13 protein-coding genes and 2 pseudogenes are annotated in these 25,703 nt (G+C 52.4%); 12 read left to right on the top strand and 3 right to left on the bottom strand.

The genetic code is table 11. The annotated features are described in order from the left end of the window. Positions 1 to 108: 108 nt before the first annotated feature. The 3 genes and pseudogenes from F506_RS23245 to F506_RS23690 form a co-directional block, all read right to left on the bottom strand. Positions 109 to 1,110, bottom strand: coding sequence for a DUF6602 domain-containing protein (locus F506_RS23245; protein ID WP_144424091.1), 1,002 nt, complete (start codon positions 1,108 to 1,110; stop codon positions 109 to 111). Positions 1,111 to 1,332: 222 nt separating this feature from the next. Next, positions 1,333 to 1,785, bottom strand: a complete 453-nt coding sequence (locus F506_RS17905) for a hypothetical protein (RefSeq protein WP_053199674.1) — start codon at positions 1,783 to 1,785, stop codon at positions 1,333 to 1,335. A gap of 515 nt (positions 1,786 to 2,300) precedes the next feature. Then, positions 2,301 to 2,474: pseudogene (locus tag F506_RS23690) on the bottom strand (transposase); the annotation flags it as partial. Positions 2,475 to 2,607: 133 nt separating this feature from the next. On the opposite strand from F506_RS23690, the gene F506_RS22800 reads away from it, so the two are divergent. The 12 genes and pseudogenes from F506_RS22800 (at position 2,608) to F506_RS17850 (ending at position 25,643) form a co-directional block, all read left to right on the top strand. After that, positions 2,608 to 2,841: a helix-turn-helix domain-containing protein gene (locus F506_RS22800; protein WP_083458007.1), complete on the top strand. Its 234-nt coding sequence runs from the start codon at positions 2,608 to 2,610 to the stop codon at positions 2,839 to 2,841. Continuing rightward, positions 2,838 to 5,633: a type I restriction endonuclease subunit R gene (locus tag F506_RS17895; protein WP_053199669.1), complete on the top strand. Its 2,796-nt coding sequence runs from the start codon at positions 2,838 to 2,840 to the stop codon at positions 5,631 to 5,633. Before F506_RS22800 ends, F506_RS17895 begins: the two co-directional genes overlap by 4 nt. Positions 5,634 to 5,664: 31 nt before the next feature. Next, positions 5,665 to 7,368: a type I restriction-modification system subunit M gene (locus F506_RS17890; RefSeq protein ID WP_053199666.1), complete on the top strand. Its 1,704-nt coding sequence runs from the start codon at positions 5,665 to 5,667 to the stop codon at positions 7,366 to 7,368. After that, positions 7,365 to 8,939, top strand: a complete 1,575-nt coding sequence (locus tag F506_RS17885) for a restriction endonuclease subunit S (protein WP_083458004.1) — start codon at positions 7,365 to 7,367, stop codon at positions 8,937 to 8,939. The genes F506_RS17890 and F506_RS17885 overlap by 4 nt, the downstream gene beginning before the upstream one ends. After that, a complete protein-coding gene (locus F506_RS17880) occupies positions 8,936 to 10,738 on the top strand; it encodes a restriction system-associated AAA family ATPase (RefSeq protein WP_053199664.1) in 1,803 nt (600 codons plus the stop codon). The genes F506_RS17885 and F506_RS17880 overlap by 4 nt, the downstream gene beginning before the upstream one ends. Beyond that, positions 10,738 to 11,853 carry an HNH endonuclease gene (locus F506_RS17875; RefSeq protein WP_053199662.1) on the top strand — a complete coding sequence of 372 codons (1,116 nt, stop codon included), beginning with the start codon at positions 10,738 to 10,740 and terminating at the stop codon, positions 11,851 to 11,853. The genes F506_RS17880 and F506_RS17875 overlap by 1 nt, the downstream gene beginning before the upstream one ends. A 441-nt stretch (positions 11,854 to 12,294) precedes the next feature. Next, positions 12,295 to 12,663 (top strand): annotated as a pseudogene (locus F506_RS22795) (helix-turn-helix domain-containing protein); the annotation flags it as partial. A 452-nt stretch (positions 12,664 to 13,115) separates the two neighbouring features. Continuing rightward, on the top strand, positions 13,116 to 15,728 hold the full coding sequence (locus F506_RS17870) for a filamentous hemagglutinin N-terminal domain-containing protein (protein ID WP_053199660.1): 2,613 nt from the start codon (positions 13,116 to 13,118) through the stop codon (positions 15,726 to 15,728). Between the two features lie 38 nt (positions 15,729 to 15,766). Then, a complete protein-coding gene (locus tag F506_RS17865) occupies positions 15,767 to 17,515 on the top strand; it encodes a ShlB/FhaC/HecB family hemolysin secretion/activation protein (protein ID WP_053201757.1) in 1,749 nt (582 codons plus the stop codon). 40 nt (positions 17,516 to 17,555) lie between these two features. Next, positions 17,556 to 18,410 (top strand): peptidyl-prolyl cis-trans isomerase, encoded by an 855-nt coding sequence (locus F506_RS17860; RefSeq protein ID WP_235471219.1) that lies wholly within the window; start codon positions 17,556 to 17,558, stop codon positions 18,408 to 18,410. A gap of 81 nt (positions 18,411 to 18,491) precedes the next feature. After that, positions 18,492 to 25,316, top strand: coding sequence for a two-partner secretion domain-containing protein (locus F506_RS17855; protein ID WP_235471218.1), 6,825 nt, complete (start codon positions 18,492 to 18,494; stop codon positions 25,314 to 25,316). A 9-nt stretch (positions 25,317 to 25,325) separates the two neighbouring features. Continuing rightward, complete coding sequence (locus F506_RS17850) at positions 25,326 to 25,643, top strand: hypothetical protein (RefSeq protein WP_053199657.1); 318 nt, start codon at positions 25,326 to 25,328, stop codon at positions 25,641 to 25,643. The last annotated feature ends 60 nt before the right edge of the window (positions 25,644 to 25,703 follow it).

Below are 25,703 nucleotides of genomic sequence, written 5' to 3'. Positions count from 1 at the left end.
GTATCGAGGCGGATGTCGGTTGCAGCCAGACGAAAAGTTCTGGCTGCGTCTGGATTGAAGCATGCATCCGTCGATGTGAGTTTTGGTTAGGTATCTGCACCGTAAAAATTAACTCAGTGGGTAAAATTGAAATTCGAAACCTCGCGGAGAAGTTGAATGTGCTTTCGAGCTAAATTGATATACCCACGTCGCTGACGCTGCAATCGCCATTTCGGCTGCAAATGTCAAGATGTGTTGATTATCGTTATCAGCCGATAACCACCTCCATCCACAATCCGATTCTTCATGTCGAGGAAACGAATAAGGTATAGATCGGACTTCCCCTGAGGCATCTTCTTGCGTGAAGTAGTACGATAAGAAACCGTCTTCAATACTCAAAATAAAATTATGCCGAATTGGAAAATCCTTGAGCCTCGGTTCATAAAGATCATTTAATGTTTCACCAAACCGGCGTGAAGTGGGGCCACAGTTAGCAGGCCAATTTATTTTTTCGCACACCAGAAAGGAAACCAAATTGTGCTGCTCGTAGTAATCCGGATTGAAATTGTTTTCGACCAAATTTTCAATAAAGATTCGCTCGTTAAACATCTCACCTAAAATTTCATCTTTCTCCCCGTTCGATGCCATCAACGCAACGGCAGCAACTGCGTCAATTGGAGCAACCGGCAATCCAAACGGCGTCATCTGGTGGCGTATTTTTTTCACGTCCATCAATTTTGATAAACATAATTTAAGATCTGAAAAATCTAGAACTGATTTTACTTCCCCGATACCAACACAGGTTTCAACAGGATATAAAGCCCGACCGCCAGCAATCTCGAGTAACGGGGTAGCGTCACGCTCGAAAAGAACTATGTCACATTGACTACTCGTGCTTCCGTCAGTTGAGACAACGAAGCCATCACCAATACCCAAGCGGGCGGGTAGAAAAGACGCCAATAACTTGCGAATTAAATTTTCTCTGTAACGTCCAAATTCGCCGGGATGATGCAAGCCATTGCGAGCTTGATCAGACGCGAAGAGCATTCGACTAAGGTCAACATAGTCCTTACGGAATTTTTCTGCGGTACTTAATGCTAATGTTTCAAGAGGGGATTTGTTTCGTAGCATTGCTTTGTTTATATTTGGATTTATAAATACCGATCGCAAACGCCATGCATGCTGACGAGATCCATTCGCTGGCGGTTCAGCGACCGGATGAAGTGACCTTGAGCACAAGGTTAGAAACTGTAGCGTTTAACATTTTTCGATCAGTTCGGAATACTGAGCAATTGAATCCGATCTCCCCACCTGCCCATGTGTCTAACCCGGTCAGATGGGATGCTTAGCATTTCATTCTTCGACCAAACGAGCGAGCCACGCAGGCAAGCGACTTCTGGAATAAATGGAGTCCCCCTGAAAATGAGCAAGCTCATTGGGCTGCAACATTGTTTTGTTGATAGAGACTGCGTTGTCAACGAGTGACCAAGAAATTGACTGCAGGACAATGTTGAAAAGAAAGCCAACGCACTTAGGACACTCTCCAAAATTACCACCCATTTCGGGACCACCCTTGAATAAAGCCTGTTCAAGCGTGCCACATTTGGGGCAAGAAACGCCGACTATGGCATGCAACCCCGTAGTGGTTTCAACAATACCAACAGCCGAATGAACGGCGTTTCCCTGGATCATTGCAATTGCCAACACGAGATTTTGTTTATCACATCTTTGCTGGAGGAACGCATCCGTCAGACCTCTGATCATTTTCCAATCGACGGTATATATAAACTTCGTATCCTCAGTCATGAGTGTCCTTGTTCTTGGTTAGCTGAGTGCAAACGTTAACGAATTTTATCGATGACATCGAACAATCTGTCCAGGTGTCCATGCCGTGGAGATTTTACCGAAAACTGACCATTTGAGACACACCAGGCCCCATGGCGAGAGATATCTAGGCGTTTAAACATCTCACGCAACACCTTGTGAGGGATCGTACGATCCGTGTCGCAGCCTTTGCCGGACGTTAGAAGTGAATCAATTGGACGGGGCAATTCTGCGAGCAAATCAACAGATAGTTAACAACACGTCAGAAAAAACGGCCAAACTTTGACATGGCAGTAGGAACTGCCAGCACACATTCGAGAGTGTCGAGCTGTGTTATTGGGAAGTGTTGATGATCTTCTGCGCGCGCTCTGCATGATGCAATAGCGCGGCACGTCGATAAAAGATAACGGGCTCTCGGCATGTTGTCGCCCTTTTGCCCTTGTGACACTTGATGGAAGGAATGCTTTGCGATGTACTTGATACGTGAATACACGCATTCCCGAGGCGACTTCCTTGAGTATGGACTTCTCTAACGACAGATCTGCCACGATCTTCTTCATCCTTGCATTCTCTCGCTCAAGCTCCCTCAACTTCTTAGCCTGGTCGACCTTAAGGCCGCCGTATTCCTTCTTCCAGCGGTAGTAGCTTTGCTCTGAAATACCTGCATCTTTGCCCGCCATGGAGCGATTGTGACCTGCTCCAGGAGGCAGACGCAGCGCTTTTCCATGGTCACAGAGCCGATGCTCTGCTAGACTTAAAACGATTTAAGACGACTATGAAGGTCAACCCCTGAACGCCAATGCCATGAACACTGAACCGTGGGTCACTACCGAACAAGTTGCTCAGCACTTGGGCGTGGTAAAAGAAACCGTCTACCGCTGGCGTGAGCGCAAGGGGCTGCCCGCGCATAAGATTGGCCGCCTGTGGAAATTCCAATTGTCCGAGGTCGATGAGTGGGTGCGCGTGGGTGGGGCGGATGAAGATTTGGAACGCAGAAACGTAAATCACACAGCTGTGCCAGAGGCAGGTAAAGCATGAGCAAATCCGAGGCACAAACCCGTTTTGACCTCATTGACCAGCAGCTTGCGCAGTCTGGTTGGAACGTCAAAGACCCTACGCAGGTGATAGAAGAATTCGACATTCTAACGGCTTTGCCGCGAGGTGCTGCAGAGTCTGCCCCCCCCTACGATGGTCACCAGTTCAGCGATTACGTCTTGCTGGGTAAAGACCGCAAGCCTGTAGCCGTGATTGAGGCCAAAAAATCCAGCCGGGATGCCGCCATAGGCCGCGAGCAGGCCAAGCAATACTGCTACAACATCCAGAAGCAGGGAGGTGAACTGCCGTTCTGCTTCTACACCAATGGCCACGACATCTATTTCTGGGATCTTGAAAACGCCCCGCCACGCAAGGTCATGGGCTTTCCGACGCGGGACGATCTGGAGCGTTTCGCCTATATCCGCCGCAACCGCAAACCACTGACGCAAGAGGTCATCAACACTTCGATTGCGGGACGCGACTACCAGATCCGTGCGATTCGTTCGGTGCTCGAAGGCATAGAGCAGAAAAAACGCGATTTCCTGCTGGTGATGGCCACAGGTACCGGCAAAACCCGTACCTGCATAGCCATGGTCGATACGCTGATGCGCGCTGGCCACGCCGAGAAAATCCTGTTCCTCGTGGACCGTATTGCACTGCGCGAGCAGGCGCTGGCCGCTTTCAAGGAATATCTGCCCAACGAACCGCGCTGGCCCAATGTTGGTGAGAAACTGATTGCCAAAGATCGTCGCATCTATGTTGCTACGTACCCGACGATGCTCAACATTATTCGTGACGAGGCGCAGCATTTGTCGCCACACTTCTTCGACTTCATCGTTGTAGATGAGAGCCACCGCTCAATCTACAACAGCTACGGCGAAGTGCTCGCCTATTTCAAAACCATCACGCTTGGTTTGACTGCAACACCTACCGACATCATTGATCACAATACCTTTAAACTTTTCCATTGCGAAGATGGCTTACCGACCTTTGCCTACACTTATGAAGAGGCCGTGAACAACGTGCCGCCTTACCTATCTAACTTTCAGGTCATGAAAATTCAGACTAAGTTCCAGATTGAAGGTATAAGCAAGCGCACCATTTCATTGGACGACCAGAAAAAACTAATTCTACAAGGTAAAGAAGTTGAAGAAATCAACTTCGAAGGCTCGCAGTTAGAAAAGCAGGTGATCAACAAAGGCACCAACACCTTAATCGTCAGGGAGTTCATGGAGGAATCCATCAAGGATTCCAACGGAGTACTACCCGGCAAGACCATCTTTTTCTGCACTACCAAGGCGCACGCCCGGCGCATGGAAGAAATCTTCGACAAGCTCTACCCGCAGCACAAAGGTGAGTTGGCCAAGGTACTCGTATCCGATGATCCGCGCGTTTATGGCAAGGGCGGTTTGCTGGATCAATTTACCAACAGCGATATGCCGCGCGTTGCTATCAGTGTGGACATGCTCGACACCGGTATCGACGTGCGCGAGATCGTTAACCTTGTGTTCGCCAAGCCAGTGTATTCCTACACTAAGTTTTGGCAGATGGTGGGGCGCGGTACGCGTTTGCTGGAAACCAGTAAACCCAAGCCCTGGTGTACGGACAAGGACGTGTTCCTGATTCTTGATTGTTGGGACAATTTTGAATACTTCAAGCTGAACCCCAAAGGTAAGAAACTCAAACCACAGCTACCTTTGCCTGTCCGTCTTGTTGGCTTGCGGCTGGACAAGATCGAAAAAGCCATAGATGGCGGCCATCACGAAATTGCCGAACGCGAAACCAAAAAACTGCACTTGCAGCTCAACACCTTGCCGCAAACCTCCGTAGTCATCAAGGAGGCAGCAGCAGCGCTGAACCGTCTCCGAGAAGAAAATTTCTGGAACATACTCAACCACCAGAAGCTGGAGTTCCTGCGCGCCGAAATCAAACCGCTGTTTCGCACCGTTTCGGAAGCCGACTTCAAAGCCATGCGCTTTGAACGCGACCTTCTAGAATATTCCCTCGCCCTGCTCAACGAAGAAAAGGAACAAGCCGAAACCATCAAGGAAGGCATCATCGAACAGATTAGCGAACTGCCGCTCTCGGTCGGTTTCGTGAAGCAGGAAGAAGCTCTGATCCGCGCCGCCCAAACCAACTATTATTGGGCAAAAGCGGATGAAGAGGCCTTCGACGACATGGTCGTCAAGCTCGGCCCTCTGATGAAGTTTCGCGAACAAAGCTCCACTCAAGAGCAAACGCATCTTGATCTGAAGGATGAACTTCACAAGAAGGAATGGGTGGAATTCGGGCCACAGCACGAGGCCGTTAGCGTCAGTCGTTACCGCGAAATGGTCGCGGCTTTGATCGTCGAACTCACAGAGCACAACCCGGTGCTGCAGAAGATCAAAACCGGTGAAGTTGTGAGCACCCAGGAAGCCAACGAACTGGCCGAGCTACTGCATGAGGAGCATCCGCACATCACCGAAGCCCTGCTGCGCCTAGTCTACAAAAACCGCAAAGCGCACTTGATTCAATTCATTCGCCACATTCTCGGCATCGAGGTGCTACAAAGTTTTCCCGATACGGTCAGCGCAGCTTTTGATCGATTCATCCGCACGCACGCCACCCTTAACGGTCGCCAGTTGGAGTTTCTGGGATTGCTGAAGAGCTTTATCGTTGAGCGCGAAAAGGTGGAAAAACGGGACCTCATCAACACGCCTTTTACGGTCATTCATCCGCAGGGCATCCGCGGCGTGTTCAGTCCGGCCGAAATCGATGAAATCCTGCAGCTCACTGAGCGACTGGCCGCATAACGCCCCCATATAAACCCAAGGAATTGAGCGCATGCTACAAAATAACTCCGAACTCAAAAGCAAGATCGACCAGCTCTGGAACAAATTCTGGAGTGGAGGCATTAGCAACCCGCTCACCGCCATCGAGCAGATTACTTATCTACTATTCATGAAGCGGCTCGACGAGCTGGATCAAAAAAAACAGGCCGATGCTGAATTCACTGGCGAAAAGTACATCTCAAAATTCGAAGGAAAATGGATTCCTCCCGAATATCGCTCCAAAGCAAGAGATGATGACACTCCGAAAGAAGCCGACAAACGTCACGCCGATGCCAAGATGTATGAAATCGAAAAGCGCACGTTGCGCTGGAGCGAATTCACGCATATGCAAGCCGAAGAAATGCTGCAGCATGTGCAAGGCAAGGTGTTTCCGTTCCTAAAAGATCTGAACGGTGCCGACTCCAACTTCACCCATCATATGAAGAACGCCGTGTTCATCATTCCCAAGCCGGCCCTGCTGGTGGAAGCGGTAAAGACCATCGACGAAATTTTTGAAGTGATGGAACGCGACTCACGGGAGAACGGCCAAGCCTTCCAAGACATCCAGGGCGATGTCTATGAGATGCTCCTATCGGAGATCGCAACTGCTGGCAAGAACGGTCAGTTCCGCACCCCGCGCCACATCATCAAGATGATGGCAGATCTGGTGCAGCCTCAATTGGGCCACAAGATCGCCGATCCGGCCTGCGGCTCCGGCGGCTTTTTGCTAGGGGCTTATCAGTACATCGTCACCCAACTCGCCGTCAAGGCGGGCACCACGGGCCTCACACCCGATGAAGACGGCTTTGTGCGGACCTCGGTCGCGGCTGCCCTCACCGAAAAGGCCCAGGCCATTCTGTCCAGCTCGCTGTGGGGTTACGATATTGACGCCACGATGGTGCGCCTGGGGCTGATGAATCTGATGATGCACGGCATTGATGAGCCGCACGTCGACTACAAGGACACGCTGAGCAAGAGTTTTATCGAAGAGTCCGAGTACGACATCGTGATGGCCAATCCGCCCTTTACCGGCAGCATCGACAAAGGCGACATCAACGAAAGTCTTCAATTGGGTACTACTAAGACCGAGCTGCTGTTCGTCGAGAATATCTATCGGCTGCTAAAGAAAGGCGGCACCGCTTGCGTAATCGTGCCGCAAGGTGTGCTGTTTGGTTCTGGCGGCGCCTTCAAGACCTTGCGCCAGATGCTGGTCGAGCGTTGCGACCTTAAAGCTGTTATCACGTTGCCTAGCGGCGTGTTCAAACCCTATGCCGGGGTCAGCACCGCTATCCTCTTATTCACTAAGGTGTGGGGGCCGAAAGACAAAGTCACCCAGCCCGCTACTGAATACGTCTGGTTTTACGAGATGACCGCTGACGGTTATACCTTGAACGACAAACGTGACAAGGAAGAGGGATTTGGTGATCTGCAGGACATCATTGCCAAGTACCACGCTCGCAAGATCGATACAGGCATCGACCGTACTGCAAAGTGCTTCATGGTGCCGCGTACTGAGATCGAAGCTGAGGATGGCTATGACCTTGGACTCTCCCGCTATAAGCAAGATGTGTTCGAAGAAGTTCACTACGACGCCCCGACGCTGATTTTAGATCGACTGCTCGAGGCCGAGGTGGGTGATGCTAGCGAAGAAGATCTTGCTAAGGTGCAGAGAGGCATCGTGCGCGAGCTGCTGGAGTTGCGGGGGATGGTAGGATGAAGAAGCAGCAACTCCATACCGTCGCAAAGATCATCGCTGGACAATCGCCGCCCTCGTCAACGTACAACTCAAAGGGCGATGGTTTGCCTTTCTTTCAAGGGAAGACAGATTTTCAGGAAAAGTACCCACGAGTTCGTCTCTGGTGTAACAGTCTAAAAGCAAAAGAAGCCAAACCAGGCGACATCCTTATGTCTGTTCGAGCACCAGTTGGCTCAGTGAATATTTGTGATCAGAAATCAATCATCGGCCGTGGGTTGGCGGCGATTAGAGCGAGCTCAATTCTAGACCCTGATTTTCTTTACTTTTTTTTGAAGTCAAACGAGCAGACGATTGCAAAATTAGGTACAGGCTCGACGTTCAAAGCTATTACGCAAGACACTTTAAAGAAAGTAGAAATACCCCTCCCTCCGCTCGACGACCAAATTCGTATTGCCAACCTGCTTGGCAAAGTGGAAAAACTGATCGCCCAGCGCAAACGCCACCTGCAACAGCTCCACGACCTGCTCGAGAGCGTATTTCTGGAGATGTTTGGAGATCCAGTGAGAAATGAGAAAGGGTGGGATAAGACCGAACTGAAGGCCTTCGGAAAAATTTCCACGGGCAATACGCCACCAAGAAATGACTCCACAAATTACGGCGACGATTTCATCGAGTGGATCAAAACCGACAACATTACGGCTGATGCCGTTTTCGTCACGCCGTCTGCCGAGCATCTCTCAGAGACAGGGGCTCGGCGTGGTCGAACCATCTCAAGTGGGGCATTGCTGGTTGCTTGCATCGCAGGCAGCGTGGAGTCAATTGGCCGTGCAGCGTTGACTGACAGAACAGTGGCTTTTAATCAGCAGATTAATGCCATCCAACCTGGCAAGGACGTCAATCCGTTATATCTGTATAGCTTGTTTAGATTCTCCCGGCCTTATATACAGAGTCAAGCCACGAAAGGAATGAAGAAGATTTTGACCAAAGGGGATTTCGAGCTGATCAAGATGATCAAGCCCCCAATTGATCTTCAAAATCAATTTGCAATTGTCGTCGAAAAAATTGAAGGCATCAAGACTCACTATCAGCAAAGCCTAACCAATTTGGAAGTCCTCTATGGCGCGCTGAGCCAGCAGGCATTCAAGGGTGAACTGAATTTGTCGCACGTGCCCTTGCCGGACATAAGACTAGAGAAAGAGAAAACCGTGGATGCAGAACCCTTGCCGGCTCGCGCTGACGAAAGCCTTGCCATCTATCTGCCCGATACCGATAACTTACTCAATGCCATTGAGAATGTCGATGCAAGAAACGCACTGATCACACAATGGCTGGAAGCCTATCATAGCCAATTGGGCAGCATGCCGTTTTCGGTACAGCGCTTCATGGCGGCTGCGCAAACCCGCTTGGCGGAACTGCATCCGGAAACCGACTTCGAGCTGGGCGCTAACGACTACGAGTACGTAAAAACCTGGGTGTTCGAAACTCTGACCGATGGTCGCCTCCAGCAATCGCGCAACATTACAGGGCGTGACGAAAGTGGGGAACCGATTTTTGGCAATCTCATAGAAATTAAGCGCGGAGCTCGGCCTTGAAACTGCTAAGTCTCAAAATTACGGATCCAGCGGGCTTTCGCAGCCTGCATTGCGGTTTTGTACATTACTTTCGCAGTGAACTTGACCTGCAGGCCGAACTGGACAACTCCGAAGGCTTCGCGCCTTTTGTTTGCGCCGGCCCTAACGGAAGCGGCAAATCCAATCTGCTCGAAGCGCTTGCGGCGATCTTCTTCCAACTGGAGGTGCAGCGCGTGCGCCGTAATTTTTTACCAGACGCTTTTGCCTCGGATGACAATCCAAATGGAATTAAAGACAGTGACGGCACCCCGAATGCGTTTGAACTGGAATACCTGATAATGCTGCCTCATGGCGCTTTACCCGAGCGCGAACGCTATGCCCACGTTCGAGTGATCAAGGTAAGTGAGACGTCACCTCAGATGTATTGGTTGAATCCAGAAAATTTTGTCACTCGTAGTGACGGTCTTGCTTCCGATGGTTTGTGCAGTGAGCGCGAGCGGGAATTTCTTTTGCCGGAGTATGTTTTGGGCTATTCCTCGGGCGAAAACGAGATCCTCAGTTTACCCTTCTTCAAAATGCGTTTCGTGCAATTTGATGAATATTGGAATTGCCTAAAGGAGCAACTGCCCTATCTTGGCCGACCAGAATCTCGCTTAGCCTACCTTGATAGCGAATTCAGCCAAGCTATTCTGCTGTGCAATCTGTTGCTACAGGATGATGACGCCTTACAGCCTTTCCGCGAGGATGTGGGTATCGAAGCTTTGCTTGAGTTTCGCATAGTCATTCGACGCAGCATTACGGCCTCATCCGATGTGGCCACAATATTCGGCAGCGATCATCCTGCATTGATGACGGACAATGAGACCGGTGAATTCAGAATCAACCTGATGCACTTATTAGAGGCTGATTCAAAATCGGCTGATAATTTTGACCCAATTGTTACGCGGTTGAAGCGTTGCGCTACATGCTGGTACGAAGATGAAACTACAGATACTCTGGTTCTAGACTACTGGGTAAATCAGGAAGCACGTGAGGCATTTCGCGAAAACTTCGATTATGCATTTTACAAATCACCTCTCGCATTGTTCCAAGCATTTCAGGTCTTGCTGACGCTAAATCTTTATGCAGTGGCTGAAGGGCTCAAGGAGGATGTCTATCGTTCAGGTAGTCACTACGTCAGCGAGACTGTGCCTAGATTGGCATCAGATCAGCGCATCATGCGTTTCAAGTTTGTCCGCTTTATCAAGCAGGATGTGACTGAACCGATGATGCTGAAAGGATTGTCGGATGGGGAGCATCAGCTATTGCATAGTCTTGGGATGAGTCTACTGTTTCGTAATACAAATAGTCTTTTCCTTCTAGACGAACCGGAGACCCATTTCAATCCTGATTGGCGAGCTAATTTCATCAGTCGCTTGCGCCGGTGTTTGCCAGACAAGGCTAATGACAATGTTGGCCAAGAAATATTGATTACGACGCATTCGCCATTCTTAATCTCAGACAGTAAACCTGACAAGGTACTGGTCTTCGAGAAAGACAAGTCTACCGGTGAAGTCAGAATTAACCCACCACACTACAACACGCTGGGCGCCTCGATCAACAAGATCACCATGAGTACCTTTGGCAAGCGCGAAACTATCGGCGGGCGAGCGCAGGAAGTTCTCGATGGCTTGCGTGGGCGGTTTGAGAACGGTGGTGAGGACAAGGACGCGCTCATCAACGAAATCCACCAAAAACTCGGCGATTCTGTAGAAAAGGTGCTACTGATCACGGCCATTCTCGATAGTTACGATCCTGGTAATGGGGGGAGGAAAGACTGATGCTGTTTCCTTATACCTACGTGCCACACCAGATGGAGAAGATGCAGACCTTTATCGACTTCATTTTTCACGAAGTGTGGTGCAAGGCAACTCCCGAGATCAACTTCTCATTCAACTCGTGTAGCGGCAATCCTGAGTTATTTGAAGTCATGAAGAAATTTTTTTACTCTGACAAGAAGAATGCTGATTTTTTCTATGGCAACGTTGAACGAATCTACGGCCATTTCACTCACCTGAATTTAAAACAGATTCGTAGGTTGAAATGGTGGTACTTCAGCAACAATGATATTGAGCGGCTCTGTGCCAACGATCAGTCACTCCATCCAGCGCATTACAAGGACATCGAGCGCAAATATCCCACGTTACTCAAAGACCTTCGCATATTTTTTTCAGACCTTTATGACTTCGATGCTTCCGATATTAAAGCCAAGGTCGGCACCATTAATGATCACTACAAAGCCTTTGTGACCGTCAACAAAACGAGCAAATGCCCATTCTGCGGCATCAATGATCTGCTGGGGGAGTATCACAGTAAGCGCGAAGCGTACGACCATTATCTCCCCAAGGTGCTGTACCCATTCAATTCCATCAACTTTAAGAACCTCGTCCCTGCCTGCCACCACTGCAACAGCAGCTACAAGGGCCGCAAAGATCCGAGATACACACCAAAAGACCCTGCCGGCGCGTTTGTTCGCCGTAAGGCTTTTTACCCTTTCTCAACATTACCTTACGTCGTCGATATAAAGATAACTTTGCGACACGCGGACATTGAAAATCTGACAGCAACGGATATCAATTTGGCGTTTGGCCCACCAAACATCGCCGAACAAATTGATACATGGAAGGATGTATACGGAATTGTGGAAAGGTATCGAGGAAAACTGCTTGGTGGTGACGGCAAAGCGTGGCTCGTCGAAGTGCTTGATGAGTGGCGCTGGAGCGACGACACCGCCGGCGCAGAGGGTAAGAAACCTGATGAATATTTGCGAGATGTGGCCCGTCACACCCTAAAATCCCCCTATGCTAATGCCAATTTCCTAAAAAATGGCTTCCTTCACGGCTGCAAAACGGTGGGGCTGTTTGAGCCAATCGTAAAAGCAGGAACTGCGCCATGACGGATAGCTTCAGCTTTTCTATTGGCGATTATAAAAAAATCACGCGGCCGTTTTCCAATGATTTCCGAAATGAAATCCTGGTCTGGCAAAAGTCCCGTCATCACAAAAATAGGACCTATCATGCACCCTGTCTGTGACAGTCGGGTATTCCATGTGCTGGCACAGATTGATATTTTTGCATCATCGCAGGCGAACGCGAAACCGCCACTATCATTGCTAAAAGCCAAGTTAACCCACCAATATCAAAAAAAATTCTACGAGTTTCTACGAGGCTGACGCTCAGACGTAAAAGGGACTAACGATTCTTTTACGCAAAGTGCTTTTTAACCGTTGTTTGTAGTTTTGCATCGAAAACTGACCCACTTTGCTGGGAATTTTGCATCGAAAATTGACCCACGTTTGAGACACAATCCTACCTAAGCAATCAGGTAGGAGATTGGAGTGATCGACGAGGCATTACTAGGAATTATTCGGCGCTGGCACTTACGTGACCAGATATCGCTAAGGGAGATCGCCAAGCGACTTGGCATCTCCAGGAACACCGTTAGACGTTACCTGCGCTCTGAAACTGTAGAGCCAGCCAACGCTGACCGGCGTTCAGCCAGTGCTCTGGATGTGTACACATTCAAACTATCCGCATGGCTTAAAACCGAATCCACCAAATCTAGGAAGCAAAAGCGCAGTCTCAAGCAGATGCACGCAGACTTGTGTGTGTTGGGATTTGAAGGCTCTTATGATCGCGTTGCCGCGTTCGCTCGGCAATGGAAAGTGGATCAGTTATATAGGGTCAATGCTGCGAGCAAAGGAACAGCATGTTGTAAGAAAGGCCAAACGCTTTATTAGATTTGATTAAAGCATCATTGCCCCGTGAGGCGCTGTCTCGGCTTAGCGTCCCGTAGAACGCCTGCATTCATCGTTCTTTTTTACGCAAAATTATCTTCACAATCGAGTTAACAAGCTATCGAAAAAGACGGGCGATTTGCGCAAAATGACGTTCTCCCATCTCTCTCCCAAGACAAAAAAAGGACCAAAGTAAAGTCAGTTCATGTAGTCAACATCATATTACTAGTATGTTGTTGTTTGTTGTCGCATGGACATTTCTATGTGGAAAACGTTTCTGTATAAACACAGGCTTACACCGGTAAAGCTGTGTAAAACAAAACGAGAACAGCAGTGACCGCAACCTCCTTACAAGAATGTCCGGTCAGATTGTGCCGGTCTCCAGAACTAAGTTGTGAAACAAAAAATCTGGAAAGTAGGGGATGGGGTCTTCATTTCGCTCCCGCGTGGGGCGTGTCGTCGTGGGTGCGACACTTTTACAAACATCCATTGCACATGCAGCGGGCATTGTCGTCGATGGTGGCACCGCAACGAGCGTGTCGACGAGCGGCGCGCGTCAGACTGTCAACATTGCGCCAGCGGCGTTTGGTGTTTCGCACAATACTTACACGGAGTTCAATGTCGGTCCCGGTGGCGCGATATTGAACAACGTCGGCGTCAATGCGCGCAACATCGTCAATCAGGTCACCAGCACTAACCCGAGTCTGATTCAGGGCGATATCACGGTGCTCGGCTCACGGGCCAATGTGATCATTGCGAATCCCAACGGCATCACGGTCAACGGCGGCAGCTTCGTCAATACCGGCAACGTCGCCCTGACCACCGGACAAGTCAGTTTTAACGACATCACGCTGTCGCCGGGCAACGTACAACGCAACATCATCCTGAACACCTCCCAGGGCCAGATCGTGATCGGTCCCAATGGCCTGAGCGGCGCCATGTTGGACCTGGAGTTGATTGCCAAGCAAATCACCGTCAACGGGGCAGTCCTCAATACTGTCGGCAATAGCGCTGCGCGCATTCGTACGGTGGCCGGCGCCAGTCATTCGGAAATTGACGGCAGCGTCTCGCCGACCGACTTGATCAGTACCTGGATTGGGCATACGGCGACTGGCACCAGCAACCCAGGAGCGACTGCGCTCGACATCACCGCCCTCGGTAGTTTGACTGCTGGCCGGGTGGAGCTCGTGGTCACGGAGCAGGGCGCAGGTGTCCGGCATGCCGGGGCCATCTATGCCAATGTGGGCGACTTCACGATTGCCGGCAATGGCGACCTGCATGTCGACGGTGGCCGCATCCAGGCAGTGAACGATATTGTCGTGGCCAACGCGTCGGTGGATAGCCAGAGCAATAACGGTGTCGCAGCATCACTCCAGGCCGGACGCACGATCGATATCAGCGCTGCACAGGTGGCACTGACGGACGCCAATCTGAGTGCCGGTCAACGCGCAGTTGACGCCGGTGGCAATGTGATCGTTACACAGCGCGGCAATATCCTAATCGGCACCGACGGTGTGGCGGGTTTGCATGATCTGACGTTCAGTCGCACGACCTTTGATGCTACTGGTGGCATCGGTTTGTATAACGATGGCCAGCAAGTGTTGATCAATTCCAGTCAGTTGTCCGCCGAGCAGGACGTGATCGTCAAAAGCCGTAATATCGCGCTTTCGGCAGGCACACCGTCATCGCTTGGCAGCAGCGCCAGTCTGACATCCAAAACAGGTTCGGTGACCGCAACCGCGACCAATTCCGTGACGTTGTCGGGCTCGTCGGTCAACGGCGCGACAGGGGTGGTCGTCAACGCCAACAGTTTCACTGCCAATGCGATACGTAGCAGCGACGGCAAGCAAAGTGTCAAGAGTGCGACGCTATCACTGACGGGAGACGTTCTGATTACCAGCGCGGGAACGACCACATTGACTGCAACCGATGTCTTCGCCGCGCAGAATGTGATCTTGCAGAACACCGGATTCTCTGCATCCAACGATGGCGAACTGAATAGTTCTGTGGTTGCTTCCAACGGTGGCCTGTTGGTCAACAGCAGTGGTGATATTCGCAACATCGGCAGCCTGCTTCAGGGGCAGGTTCGTATTGCAGGAAATGCCGCGTCGACCGGCGCCGTGACCTTGGCCGCGCTCGGTTCCGTGTTCAATCAGTCGCCGTCGGAAAGCGTATTGGGTGCGATTTTTGGCGTCAATGACGACGTTGTTGTGCGGGCCGCTGGGAATATCACCAATCGCAATGCGCGCATGATCAGCAACAATCGCTTGTCGCTGACGGCGGGTGGAAACGTGGTGAACGTCATCGACAAGACGCCGGGCGCCAACGGCGAGCAAGGAGCCGCCTATGCCAACAGTAGTAGTCAGTGGTTGTTTTTTACGCGGCGCAATACCGGCTTTGACGTCGATTATGGCGTCGTCACCATGCCGAGTCAGTTGGCTTATCTGGTCGGAGAGACCGGTATCGACGTACAAGCGGCCAATTTCACCAATCAGGGCGGCATCGGTCTGGTCAACAACGGCAACATGAACATCGCCGTGACCGGCGCTTTTCACAATGAAGCCTTGTTCGACGGCAGCGCACACTATCAGCGCAGCTGCATGATCTTTTGCAGCGCCAGCGCTTCCAGCACGATTACCAGTCATGGCGGTACGCTCACCGCCAGCGGCAACATCAGCATCACTGCGGGAACGGAAGCGGCCAACATTGGTGGCGATGTACTTGCCCTGGGCAACCTGACCGTGACTGCTCCGCGCATCTACGCGCAAGGCGTGGTGGGTTATCGCGCCTATTCGCAAAGCGGCATGAAGACCTGGTTCGGCAGTAGTTGGGCGCGTTTGTATGCGACCGACACCGGCGGCTCGTGGCTGGCGGGGAGCAAGCTGACCTTGAACGGACAAGGCGTCATCGATGGCGGCAGTTTTGCCGGCATGACGGAGATCGTCGCTACCAACGGCATCTTGACCTTGCGTGCGCCGCGGCGCGATCCAGTGTCGATAGAGAATCATCTTGGTGTGGGAAGCGGCTTATGGTGACGCTGGCGCATCCGATGATGAGGTCACGTAACAACTCCATGCCCGGGTTCATCCGCAACTTGGCGGTTGTTGCTGCAATTGAATTCGTCACGATGACCAGTGCGCATGCGCAGGTTCCACGTCCCGAGCAAGATCCCGCGCAGCGCCTGCTGCAAGAACAACGCGACCGCGAGCGGCAGCGTGAAGCGACGCAGCCGGCGCCACAAATCGAGATTGCCAAGCCGGAGCCGAAGGCGCCCGACGTGGTCACCGACGTCGAGCAAGTACCGGAGAAAGGGCCGACGTTCCAGATCCATCACATCGATGTTGTCGGCAACACCGTGTTGCCGGACGATGAAGTGCAGCAGATCACACAAGCCTTTGTCGATAAAGCCCTGGGCGGCGCCAGAATCAATTTGCTGCTGCGACGATTTACCGAGGCGTTCGTCAAGCATGGCTTGATTACTACACGCGCTTATCTTGGCGAACAGAATCTGCGTTCGGGGGTACTGGTGATCACCTTCGTGCCCGGCAAGGTGGAGTCTATTGAGCTCAATGGTCAGGCGCTGTCGCCGAGCAAGCTGGATGCATCGCCGGATAGCGGTGGTTGGCTGACTGACGTTGGGGTGAAGATGGCGCTTCCTACTGCGCCTGGAGAATTGCTCAACCTGACCGATCTGGAGCAGGGCGTGGAGCAGATCAACCGCATGCGGCGCAATAAGGCGGAGTTGCAGATCTTGCCGGGCAGCTCGCCGGGAGGTTCCGTCATCGGTCTCAACAACAAGGTTGGGGATCGGCTGTGGTTTAGTGCCGGCATCGACAACTACGGCAGTCAGCAGACCGGACTCAACCGCACGCGTCTTGGCGTGGAGGCCGACAATCTGTTGGGATTCCAGGAAATTCTGTCGTTCAACTATAGCGGCAGCCGCGAGACCAATGCTCTGGTCGGATCGGCTTCGGTTCCCTTTGGGTACAACACCTTCAGCTACACCGCCTCCGTTTCCGAATACCAGTCACTGATCGGCGACACCGCGCTCTTATATGGCAATACCGTGAGCAACGCCTGGGGCTGGAACCGCGTCATCTCGCGCAGCCAGACGTCGAAGACAGCCATCGACACGACCTTGTCGCTACGCCGGGCCGACCGTGACATCAACAACCTGACGCTTGATCCGCAAAAACTCACCGTACTACGTGTTGCCATCAACACGCTGTTGCGCTTTCTGGTGCGGCAGCAACCGGCGACGCTGACCCTGGAAGCGGGTGTGTCGAAAGGCTTGCGTGCCTTCGGTGCCAACAAGGACAGTCCACAGATTCAGGACAGCGAAGCGCACGGACAATTCACCAAGCTCGATGTCAATGGGGCGATTACGGCAGCATTGCCCTCTATTGCTGCAGCGGCGTTCACCTGGCGAACTCAGGTGAGTGGTCAGTGGACGCAGCAAGCGTTGTTCGGTTCAGAGCAGATTTTTGTGGGCGGCATGTCGTCGGTACGTGGCTTTCGTGAAAGTGGCATCAGCGGTGACCGCGGCATGTACGCCAGAAATGAAGTGATCTGGGCTAATGCGCCAACGTTGAGCGACATCCATTTTGAGCCGTATGCATTTTTTGATGCGGGTATGACTGAACTGATTTCCGAACAACACACCAGAAAACTGTCCGGCATCGGAGTCGGAGTTCGCATGCAGCTGCAACTAGCAAAGCACGCCTGGTCGAGTGAAATCACCTTGGGGCGGCCCGTGCAGCAACCGGACTACCTGGAAAAGAGAAGCGCCTTGTTGCTGGCTACCCTGAATTGGTCTTACTAGCACCTAACAGGATTATTTTGAATTTTTATTTAGAGAAAACATGAACTCCACACTCTCCCAAAAAATCGCCATTGGCATCGTCTATGGCATGTTGTGCACACCGTTGTTGTCGTTTGCCCAGACGGCAGAAAAGACGGCGTTGCCGGCGGGTGTTGCCGCCATCGTCAACGGCAAGAAGATTCCGGAATCGCAAATCCAGGAAGCGGCCAGGCTGACCGGCTTGCCGGATTCTCCGCAATTGCGTGGTGCAGTTAAGGCACAGCTGATCGCGCGTGAATTGTTCCGTCAGCAAGCTGAAAAAAACAAATCGCTCGAGAACCGCCCTGAAGTAAAAAAAGCAATGCAGGACGCCAAGGAAGCCGCTGTCATCCAAACCTATTTGCGTGACGCCATCAAGCCGACTCCGGTGACCGAGGTGATGGTGCGCGAGCAATTCAATGCCATCGTTGCCAGTCTTGGCCCGAATGAATACAAGGCGCGCCTGATCCAGGTAGCTGACGATACCGCCGCACAAAAGGTGTTGGAACAACTGAAGTCCGGTGCTGATTTCGCCCAGCTGGCGGCGCAAGTGAGCAGCGCCAACAATAAAACCAAAGGCGGCGAACTGGAATGGGTCAGCTTCAAGTTACCGGCGCAGGAAGGCAAGACCCAAAACTTGCCGCTACCGGTAGCACAAGCAATCTCTCAACTGGTACCAGGCGGCCTGACACAGACACCGGTGGTCTGGAACAACGAACGTTATGTGATCAAGCTGGATCAGCTTCGTCCGACACAGATTCCCCAGTATGACGACGTCAAGGGCGCATTGCGTCAAACCATGGAGCGCCAGGCACTGGAGCGCGCCACGATGACGCTGGTCGGCGATCTGACCAAGTCGGCCAAGATCGAACAATAAAAAGAGCGGCAAGCAACAAAAAATAGGCAGTAACAGCCAGTGTGCAGTAGCGGTATAGAAAAGAAAAAAACGGGAATCATCATGCAGCGCGCCACCCAACCAGCAAGCTCCTTCGGAAACAAGGGCGTCTCGGCAGAGACCGCTCTGACAGAGTCGTTCCAATTGTCGATTGGCACCGGCCCCAAGCCGCGGCCCTTTTGGCAACGGAGTATCTCTGCACTATTGGTGGTCACGTTATGGATGGGGCCGCTGCAATTTGTCTGGCAGGATGCAAAAAATTCCGCATCGCAGCTGGGCGACAGCATTGAGAGTCAGGTGGCGCGCCATGGCTATAGCGAATGGCAGGTGTTTGCCGTTGAGGTCAAGAAGAGCGTTGCTGCTGCCGAGCATGACGGCAACTGGATGCCGACCTTGTCATTGTTCGAGAGCAGGCTGCCGGGCTATCTGGCGGCAATGGGAGTACGGATTACCCGTGGTTTGCCTAGCTTGCAGTTTGGTACTCCCGCATTTGCAGCGCCGATTGCCGATCCGGCGGCACCAATCCGGTTTCAGCCGCAGGTCACGCAGAGCACCGGCGTTGGCGGCGGTGTTCCTGTTGTTAACATTACAGCCCCCAACGCTGCGGGTATTTCGTTGAATCAATACAGCCAGTTCAATGTCGATGCCATCGGCCTGATTCTCAACAACAGTCTGATCAGCGGTGGCAGTACCTTGGGCGGCACTGTGACGGCCAACGGCAATCTGAGGGGTCGTACGGCGTCGCAGATCATCAATCAGGTGACGACACAAGGCAGCGCCAGCCGCATTGCCGGAACGATCGAAGTGTTCGGTACCCAAGCCGATGTGATCATCGCCAATCCGAACGGTATCAATTGCACCGCCTGTGGCTTCATCAATACGCCGCGCGTCGTCATGACGACCGGCACACCACAATTCTTGTCGGCGCGTGGTGGCGTGAGTAGTAGTTTCGACAATGCCAAGGCGTTGTCTTATGACGTGCGCGGCGGTCATATCCAGATCGAAGGATTGGCCGGTGTGACCGGCACGCCGGGCGCCGGTATTGAGGGCAGCGCCGGTGTCATTGATTTGATCGGCGGCAGTATTGGCGTCAATGCATCGATCAATGCTGGCCAGCAGATCAATCTGATCAGCGGTCAGCAGTTGGTGTCCGAAGCGGTGGCAGGGCAAGGCAAGGTGGATAGTGACTATAGTGTTGCGACCAACGGCTCTTCGCCTAACTTCAGCGGACCGGATCCGACGCTGCAAATTGATGCTACCGCCTTTGGGGCGATGAACGCTGGTCAGATCAAAGTGGTCGCCACGACCGCCGGTCTCGGCGTCAAGGCTGGCGTTCTCAATGCCAACAATGGCAATGTCACCATTGATGCCAATGGCAACGTCAACGCAACGAACGTTTATGGCAGCCAGGGCGCGACGATCAGAGCCGATGGTAGCGTCAGCGCTGGCACGGTGACCAGTTATGGTGCCGCATCCTTCAATGCCGGTACGGATGTCACCGTCGGCCAGATAACCGCCGCCAATAACGCGCAGATTACCGGGCGCAACATCGCGATCGGCAATGCCGTTGTGGGCGGTGCGCTGACGGTCAACGGTAGCGGCAACGTCACGACCAGCCAAAGTGGCGCGATTGTGGGTGATGCTCAGTTTACGGCGGGAGGTGGTTTTACCAACACCGGTAACTGGACTGCCGGGGGCAATTTAAACATCAGTGCCAATACCGTCGGCAACGCCTTGTCCTCGCAACTGTCCGGATTGGGCAGTACCACCGTCACCGCAGGTAGCATGGTCAACTACGGCACCTTGTACGGCGACAACCTGCGAGTCACCTTGTCCGGTGGATTAGACAATACCTTCGGTAGCATGTTGGCAAAGACTGCGATGGTTGCCAACGTTGGTAGTCTGGTCAGCAATCTGGGCGGCACGATGTATGTCGGGGACCCTAACGCTGCGGCAAACGCTGCACCTGCCGGCGATCTGGCGTTAACGGTCTCCAGTTCTGGTAGCAGCTTCAACAATCTTGGTGGTTTGATTGCGGCCAGCAACGGCCTCACTGTCAATGCGGTCAATGCGGCGCTTGATATGTCAGGCACGGCGACCGGGCGGCTGAACGCGGGTGGTGCACTCGCCGTCAACGCTGGCCTATTGGTCAACAGCGGCTCCTGGCTGGCAAGTGGCAGCAGCGTCTCGTTGTCTGGCGTGAACGGTATTGTGAATGCCGGCGTGGTTCAGAGTGCTGGCAATCTCACGCTGTCCTCTTCGGCCGGTGTGATCACCAATGGTGGAGCCTTGGTGGCAGGGCAAGATCTGACTCTCAACGGCACGACCAATAACATCGCTGGTGCGATCTTGCATGCCGAGCGTGATCTGACGATCAATGGCGCGGGCACGAATGCCGGCACCATGGAAGCACTCAGGAATGTTTCGCTGCAAGGCAGTGACTTTAATAACAGCAAAGGCATCATTCAAGCCAATAATAATTTCTCGGCAAATTTGACGGGGACGTTGACTAACGTTGCGGGGACGATTGCGGCGCAGAAGGATGTATCGATTCAGGCGGCGACTGTTAATAATGATAGGGCTGCGCCGGTGACAGCGGTGTCTACCATGCAGCAGATAGTTGACGTTGATTTTGTCGGAAATACCTATCTCGGGGTGTACACCTTAAGCTCAGTTAACGCATCGAACGCCGGGGGGGCACCTGTTCCAAGTTCCATCAAGACAGACGTCTATATTTCTACACTTTTTGGTCAAACCACGTCGGTTGATCGCACTGCGGGGACATTGACTATCTCTGAAAGTTGTGACAACGCCTTTTGTTCGCAAACTAGTACTCGAACCTACGAGCTACCAAAAGTTGACCAAGTGATGGTAAAGCAGACTGAGGGAGCTGCAGGTCAGATTTTAGCCGGAAATAACTTGGTTGTGACGGCTACGACCTTATCGAATCGCGGTAGTACCATTTCCGCTGGAAACAACCTTGTCGCCAATTTATCCACATTGAGTAACGGCGCATCTGATTCTTTCATCACCTACCGCGCCGGCGAAACCGTCAATCAAGCGTCGTTAAACGCGTTCTTACAGGCCGCTCAAATTGATTTGACCAATTTGACAAGATTTGCGAATGTAAGATCTGTGGTCGAAGCACCATCACAGTTAACGGGCAGCGTTTTTTCGCAAGCCCAATCCGTTGTTGCGCTAACTAACGTTGTTGAGACTTCGGTTCTTGGTACACGTGGCATGCTTCGCGCAGGTGCAAATGTTTCACTGAATGGCTCCGGCAATCTCGTCAATGCAGGCGATCTGGTAGCCGGCAACAACATCAACATCACGCTACCCGGAAACTTCGTCAACCAAGGGACTTATCAGTCTTCATTCACGACCAGACCAGGTTGCTTGCCGAGCGCCACCTGCCGTGAAGACAACGCGCACGTCGATACCTTTGCTTATCAACAGACTTCTAACAGTGTGGTTGCCGGTGGTACGTTGACCGTCACAGCAGGCACCATTACGAATAACTTCGGCACATTGTCTGCCCGCAATAATGTCAACTTAAGCGCCAACAGTCTGGATAACCTGGCCGGGACCATCCTGTCGACCTCCGGCGACGTCAACATCGCTGCGGCAAGCATCACCAACCGCGTCGTCAGCCCGGTGACGACCCACGTTAGTTACGGCGATGTCAATCCTGAATTTGCATTGGGCTGCAATGCCGGCGGAACGTATAAAGGCAGCGAGTGCAATATCGATCGCGAGAACCAGGCCAGTGCTGCGGCGATTATCAGCGGCGCGCGCAATGTCAATGTCAATGGTGATTCCCTAGTGAATACAGGCGGTTTGATTACCGCCGGCGCTGACGCCAATATCAATATTTCTGGTTCAGTCAGCAATACCGCGGTTGCCTTGAACACCTACTGGCAAGGACACTGGACCGAAGAAACCTGCTGGTTCTGCAGCGACAAAGAGCACTACACCAATGGCGTCATCGCTGACGGTACGCAGATTGCCGGCATCCAGGCGGGCAATGCCTTGACCGTGATTTCCGGCGGCAACGTACTCAATACGGGGAACTTGTTTGGCAGCGACGTGGCGTTGAGTGGTTTGAGTCTGACCAATGGCATCACTGATACACGCCAACCGACAGCGGCGTCGACAGTGGCGCCGCAATGGATTCCTATCGGACCAAGCGGTGACGCAGTGAGCGCTGACGGTACGCCGAGTACATTGGCGCCGGTGTATGCGGTGAACGTGTCGGGCGGCGATTTGTTGTCGTCGTTCGGACCGAGTTTGCTGGTGGCGAATCTGCCGCCCGCGTTGCGTCCCGAGACCAATCAGTTCTACTACGATGCCTCTACTGAGAGCAATCTGATCCGTCAGGAAGCGATCAAACAGACCGGTTCCGGCACCTTCGTCAACGGCGTGGCATGGAGCTCTACCAACAATCTCAGTATTGACGACCAGCAGAAGGCGGTCCTCTACAACAACGCGATTACCTACGCAACAGAAAACAATCTGCAACTGGGCAAGCCGCTAAGCTCTGCGCAGATCAGCGCGCTCGACAAGCCGATGCTGTGGTACACGGAACAGACGGTTCCTGATCCGTCCTGTTCTTTCACGAGCACTGTCTGCGGCACAGTCAGTGCCTTGATGCCGCAAATCTACCTGCCGCAAAACTATGCCGGCTCCACCTCTGGTGGTGTCATCAGCGGCAACGACGTCAAGCTGACGTTCAAAGACAGCATCACCAATACCGGGATTATTCAGGCGACCAATCTCGACGTTAAGACGGCCACGCTCACCAACGAGCAGCGCAGTGTCGACATCGGCACCTCGGCCTACAAGGTGCAAGGCGGCTGGATGGAGTACACCGGCACGCAATTGCAGCCGGGCGGTTTCATGTCCGCCGTCAATCTCAATGTGCAGGCAGATCGTATTACCTCCATCGGCGACGCGTTCCGGGTAGTCAATACGGACGGCACGCCGAATACCGCAGGCACTGCGGCGTTGCTGAGTTCATTGCGGCAGCAGCTGGGAAGTGATTTCACAGAGATCACACCGCACGACAATATTCAGACGAATTTCATCAAGGATACGAGTGGGCCGGGGGCGTTTGGGCAGGTGCTTATTATCGCGATGGCGATTGCTTTGGCGGTGGTCACTGGCGGGGCGGCCGCAGCGGCACTTGGCGGAATGCAACAGGCTGCATCGGTGGCCATGCTTGATGCCATTGCAGCTGGGGCAACATTTACAGAAGCCGCAGCTGTCGGCGGCATTATGGCGAGTGCCGCAGGCGGGATTATTGTCGGGGCAGTTTCTGCTGCGGCCGGAGCAATGGCCTCGAATGCATTTACCCAACTAGCGACGACAGGTTCACTGAACATTGGAAGTGTATTCAAGGCAGGGGCGGTATCCGGGCTGACGGCTGGATTGACACAAGGCACACTCGGCGACACAGGAATGAACACGCTCAGTAACGGTGTTGTGCAAGGGAATCCGCAAATAACGTTAGCGAATGTGTCCTCAACGGCGCTGAAGATTGGCGAGCAGGGGTTGATTTCCGCTGGCGTCAATACGGCAATTAATGGAGGAAGTTTCGGGACAGCGTTTCTGAATAATGTCGTCAATAGCACAGCGGCGGTGGGGGCCAATGCCATCGGAGATTTCACGCCTACATTGACTAGCGATTTGGGAACTGTCGGAAAAGAGATCGCCTATCTGGCAGCTCACGGTTTGTTGGGTTGTGCCGCGAGTGCAGCGGGGGGGAGCGGATGCGCGAGCGGGGCTATTGGTGGAACAACCAGTGCCGCTCTGACTCCTTACATTGGTGCTGCGGTGCTAGGTGATCAAACGGAATTAAGTAACGAGCAGCTTGCGACTGTCACGGCTTTAGCAATGCTGTCCGGTGGTGCAGTTGCCTCCTTGTTGGGTAAGGATGCGGTCGCCGCGGCAACCGCCGCTCAGAATGAAGCAATGAATAACTGGGCAATGCATATCCGCTTGTTGCCCGGACAGAAATCTGAGGCAGAAAAACTAGCTCAAGCTCAGCAGGACTGTTCGCCGACCAATCCAGGGGCCTGCTCGGATGCGCAGGCCTTGAGTAGCGTTTCAGCACAACGAGATGCAGCGTTAGCTAAAGCGTGCTCCTCTCCGTCTTCGGCCTCGTGCGCATTCCAGAAGTTACTGGCAACGGCGACAGGTAATGATGTCCAGTTTGTGAACGGCGTGGCAACTGCAACGCCTGCACCGCAACCATCTAGTTCGCAGCCAAATGTGGGCGCGGCAACGCTCGATAACATGCTTGGCAATCCACTAGCGGGGATATTTGGTGGACTTGCCTATTACTTTGGGGGTTCCAATTTGGATGCGTTTTACGCATCTCAATTGGGAACGGCTACAGATGGTTTGTTGGCGAGTATATCGGGCTTCAATTTACCTAAGGCTCCAAGAATTGTCGGGGCAAGTAATGCAGTGATTCCGAGTGGATTTGCAAGCAACGAGGCATTTACCCAATTTGGCGTCAATATGCGAAATGGATTGAGCGCTGCTGGTTACACTGATGCCGAACCGATTCTTCAGGGGAGCGCAGTTACCGGCAAAAGCTTTGCAACTGGACGACCGTTTGATGTGGGACGCGCGAGTGATTTTGACGTTGCGATTGCAAGCCCAAAGTTATTGCAAGCTGCTGAAGATGCAGGTATCGGATTGCGTTCAGGTGGCACTCGTACGGGGCCACTGAGCGCAGCCGATTTGAAGTCTCTAGGTTTACAGGACTTGGCAAATCAGATGAGTCAGCAGGCAGGTAGAGATGTAAATTTCATGATTTACAATTCTACGGCGAGTGCAACTCAAAGAGCACCGAGTATTGTCCTACCGAATTTATCAAGGTGAAGTATGAAAATGTATGACCTTTACGGCATTTTATCTGTTGACCTCGAGGAGGCTAAAGCGTCCTTAGAAGCTGCTTTCGATATTGATTTTCAGGCAAGAGAGAGTGCTTATCAAGGAGGAGAGTATTTCATTTTCGGTAAGCGGACTGAGGAAAATTTCGTGCTAAAAAGAAATGTGGACCCTATTGATAAAGAACCTGTGGAAATGAAATTCCCAGAATATCCGATCTTGTTGTACGTCAATGACACGCCACGTTCGCTGGATTTGCAGAAAAGAATTAATCAAAAAGCAAGTAAATTTATTTTATTGAGAAGTCAGAATTTGTAAGAGGATAGGGCGCTGTAGGCCTGCTATCGTTTTTCGAGTGTCAGTGAAAATCATCAACCG

Source organism: Herbaspirillum hiltneri N3 (assembly GCF_001267925.1).
Lineage (GTDB): Bacteria > Pseudomonadota > Gammaproteobacteria > Burkholderiales > Burkholderiaceae_D > Herbaspirillum > Herbaspirillum hiltneri.
This window is presented reverse-complemented; position numbering and strand designations above follow the sequence as displayed.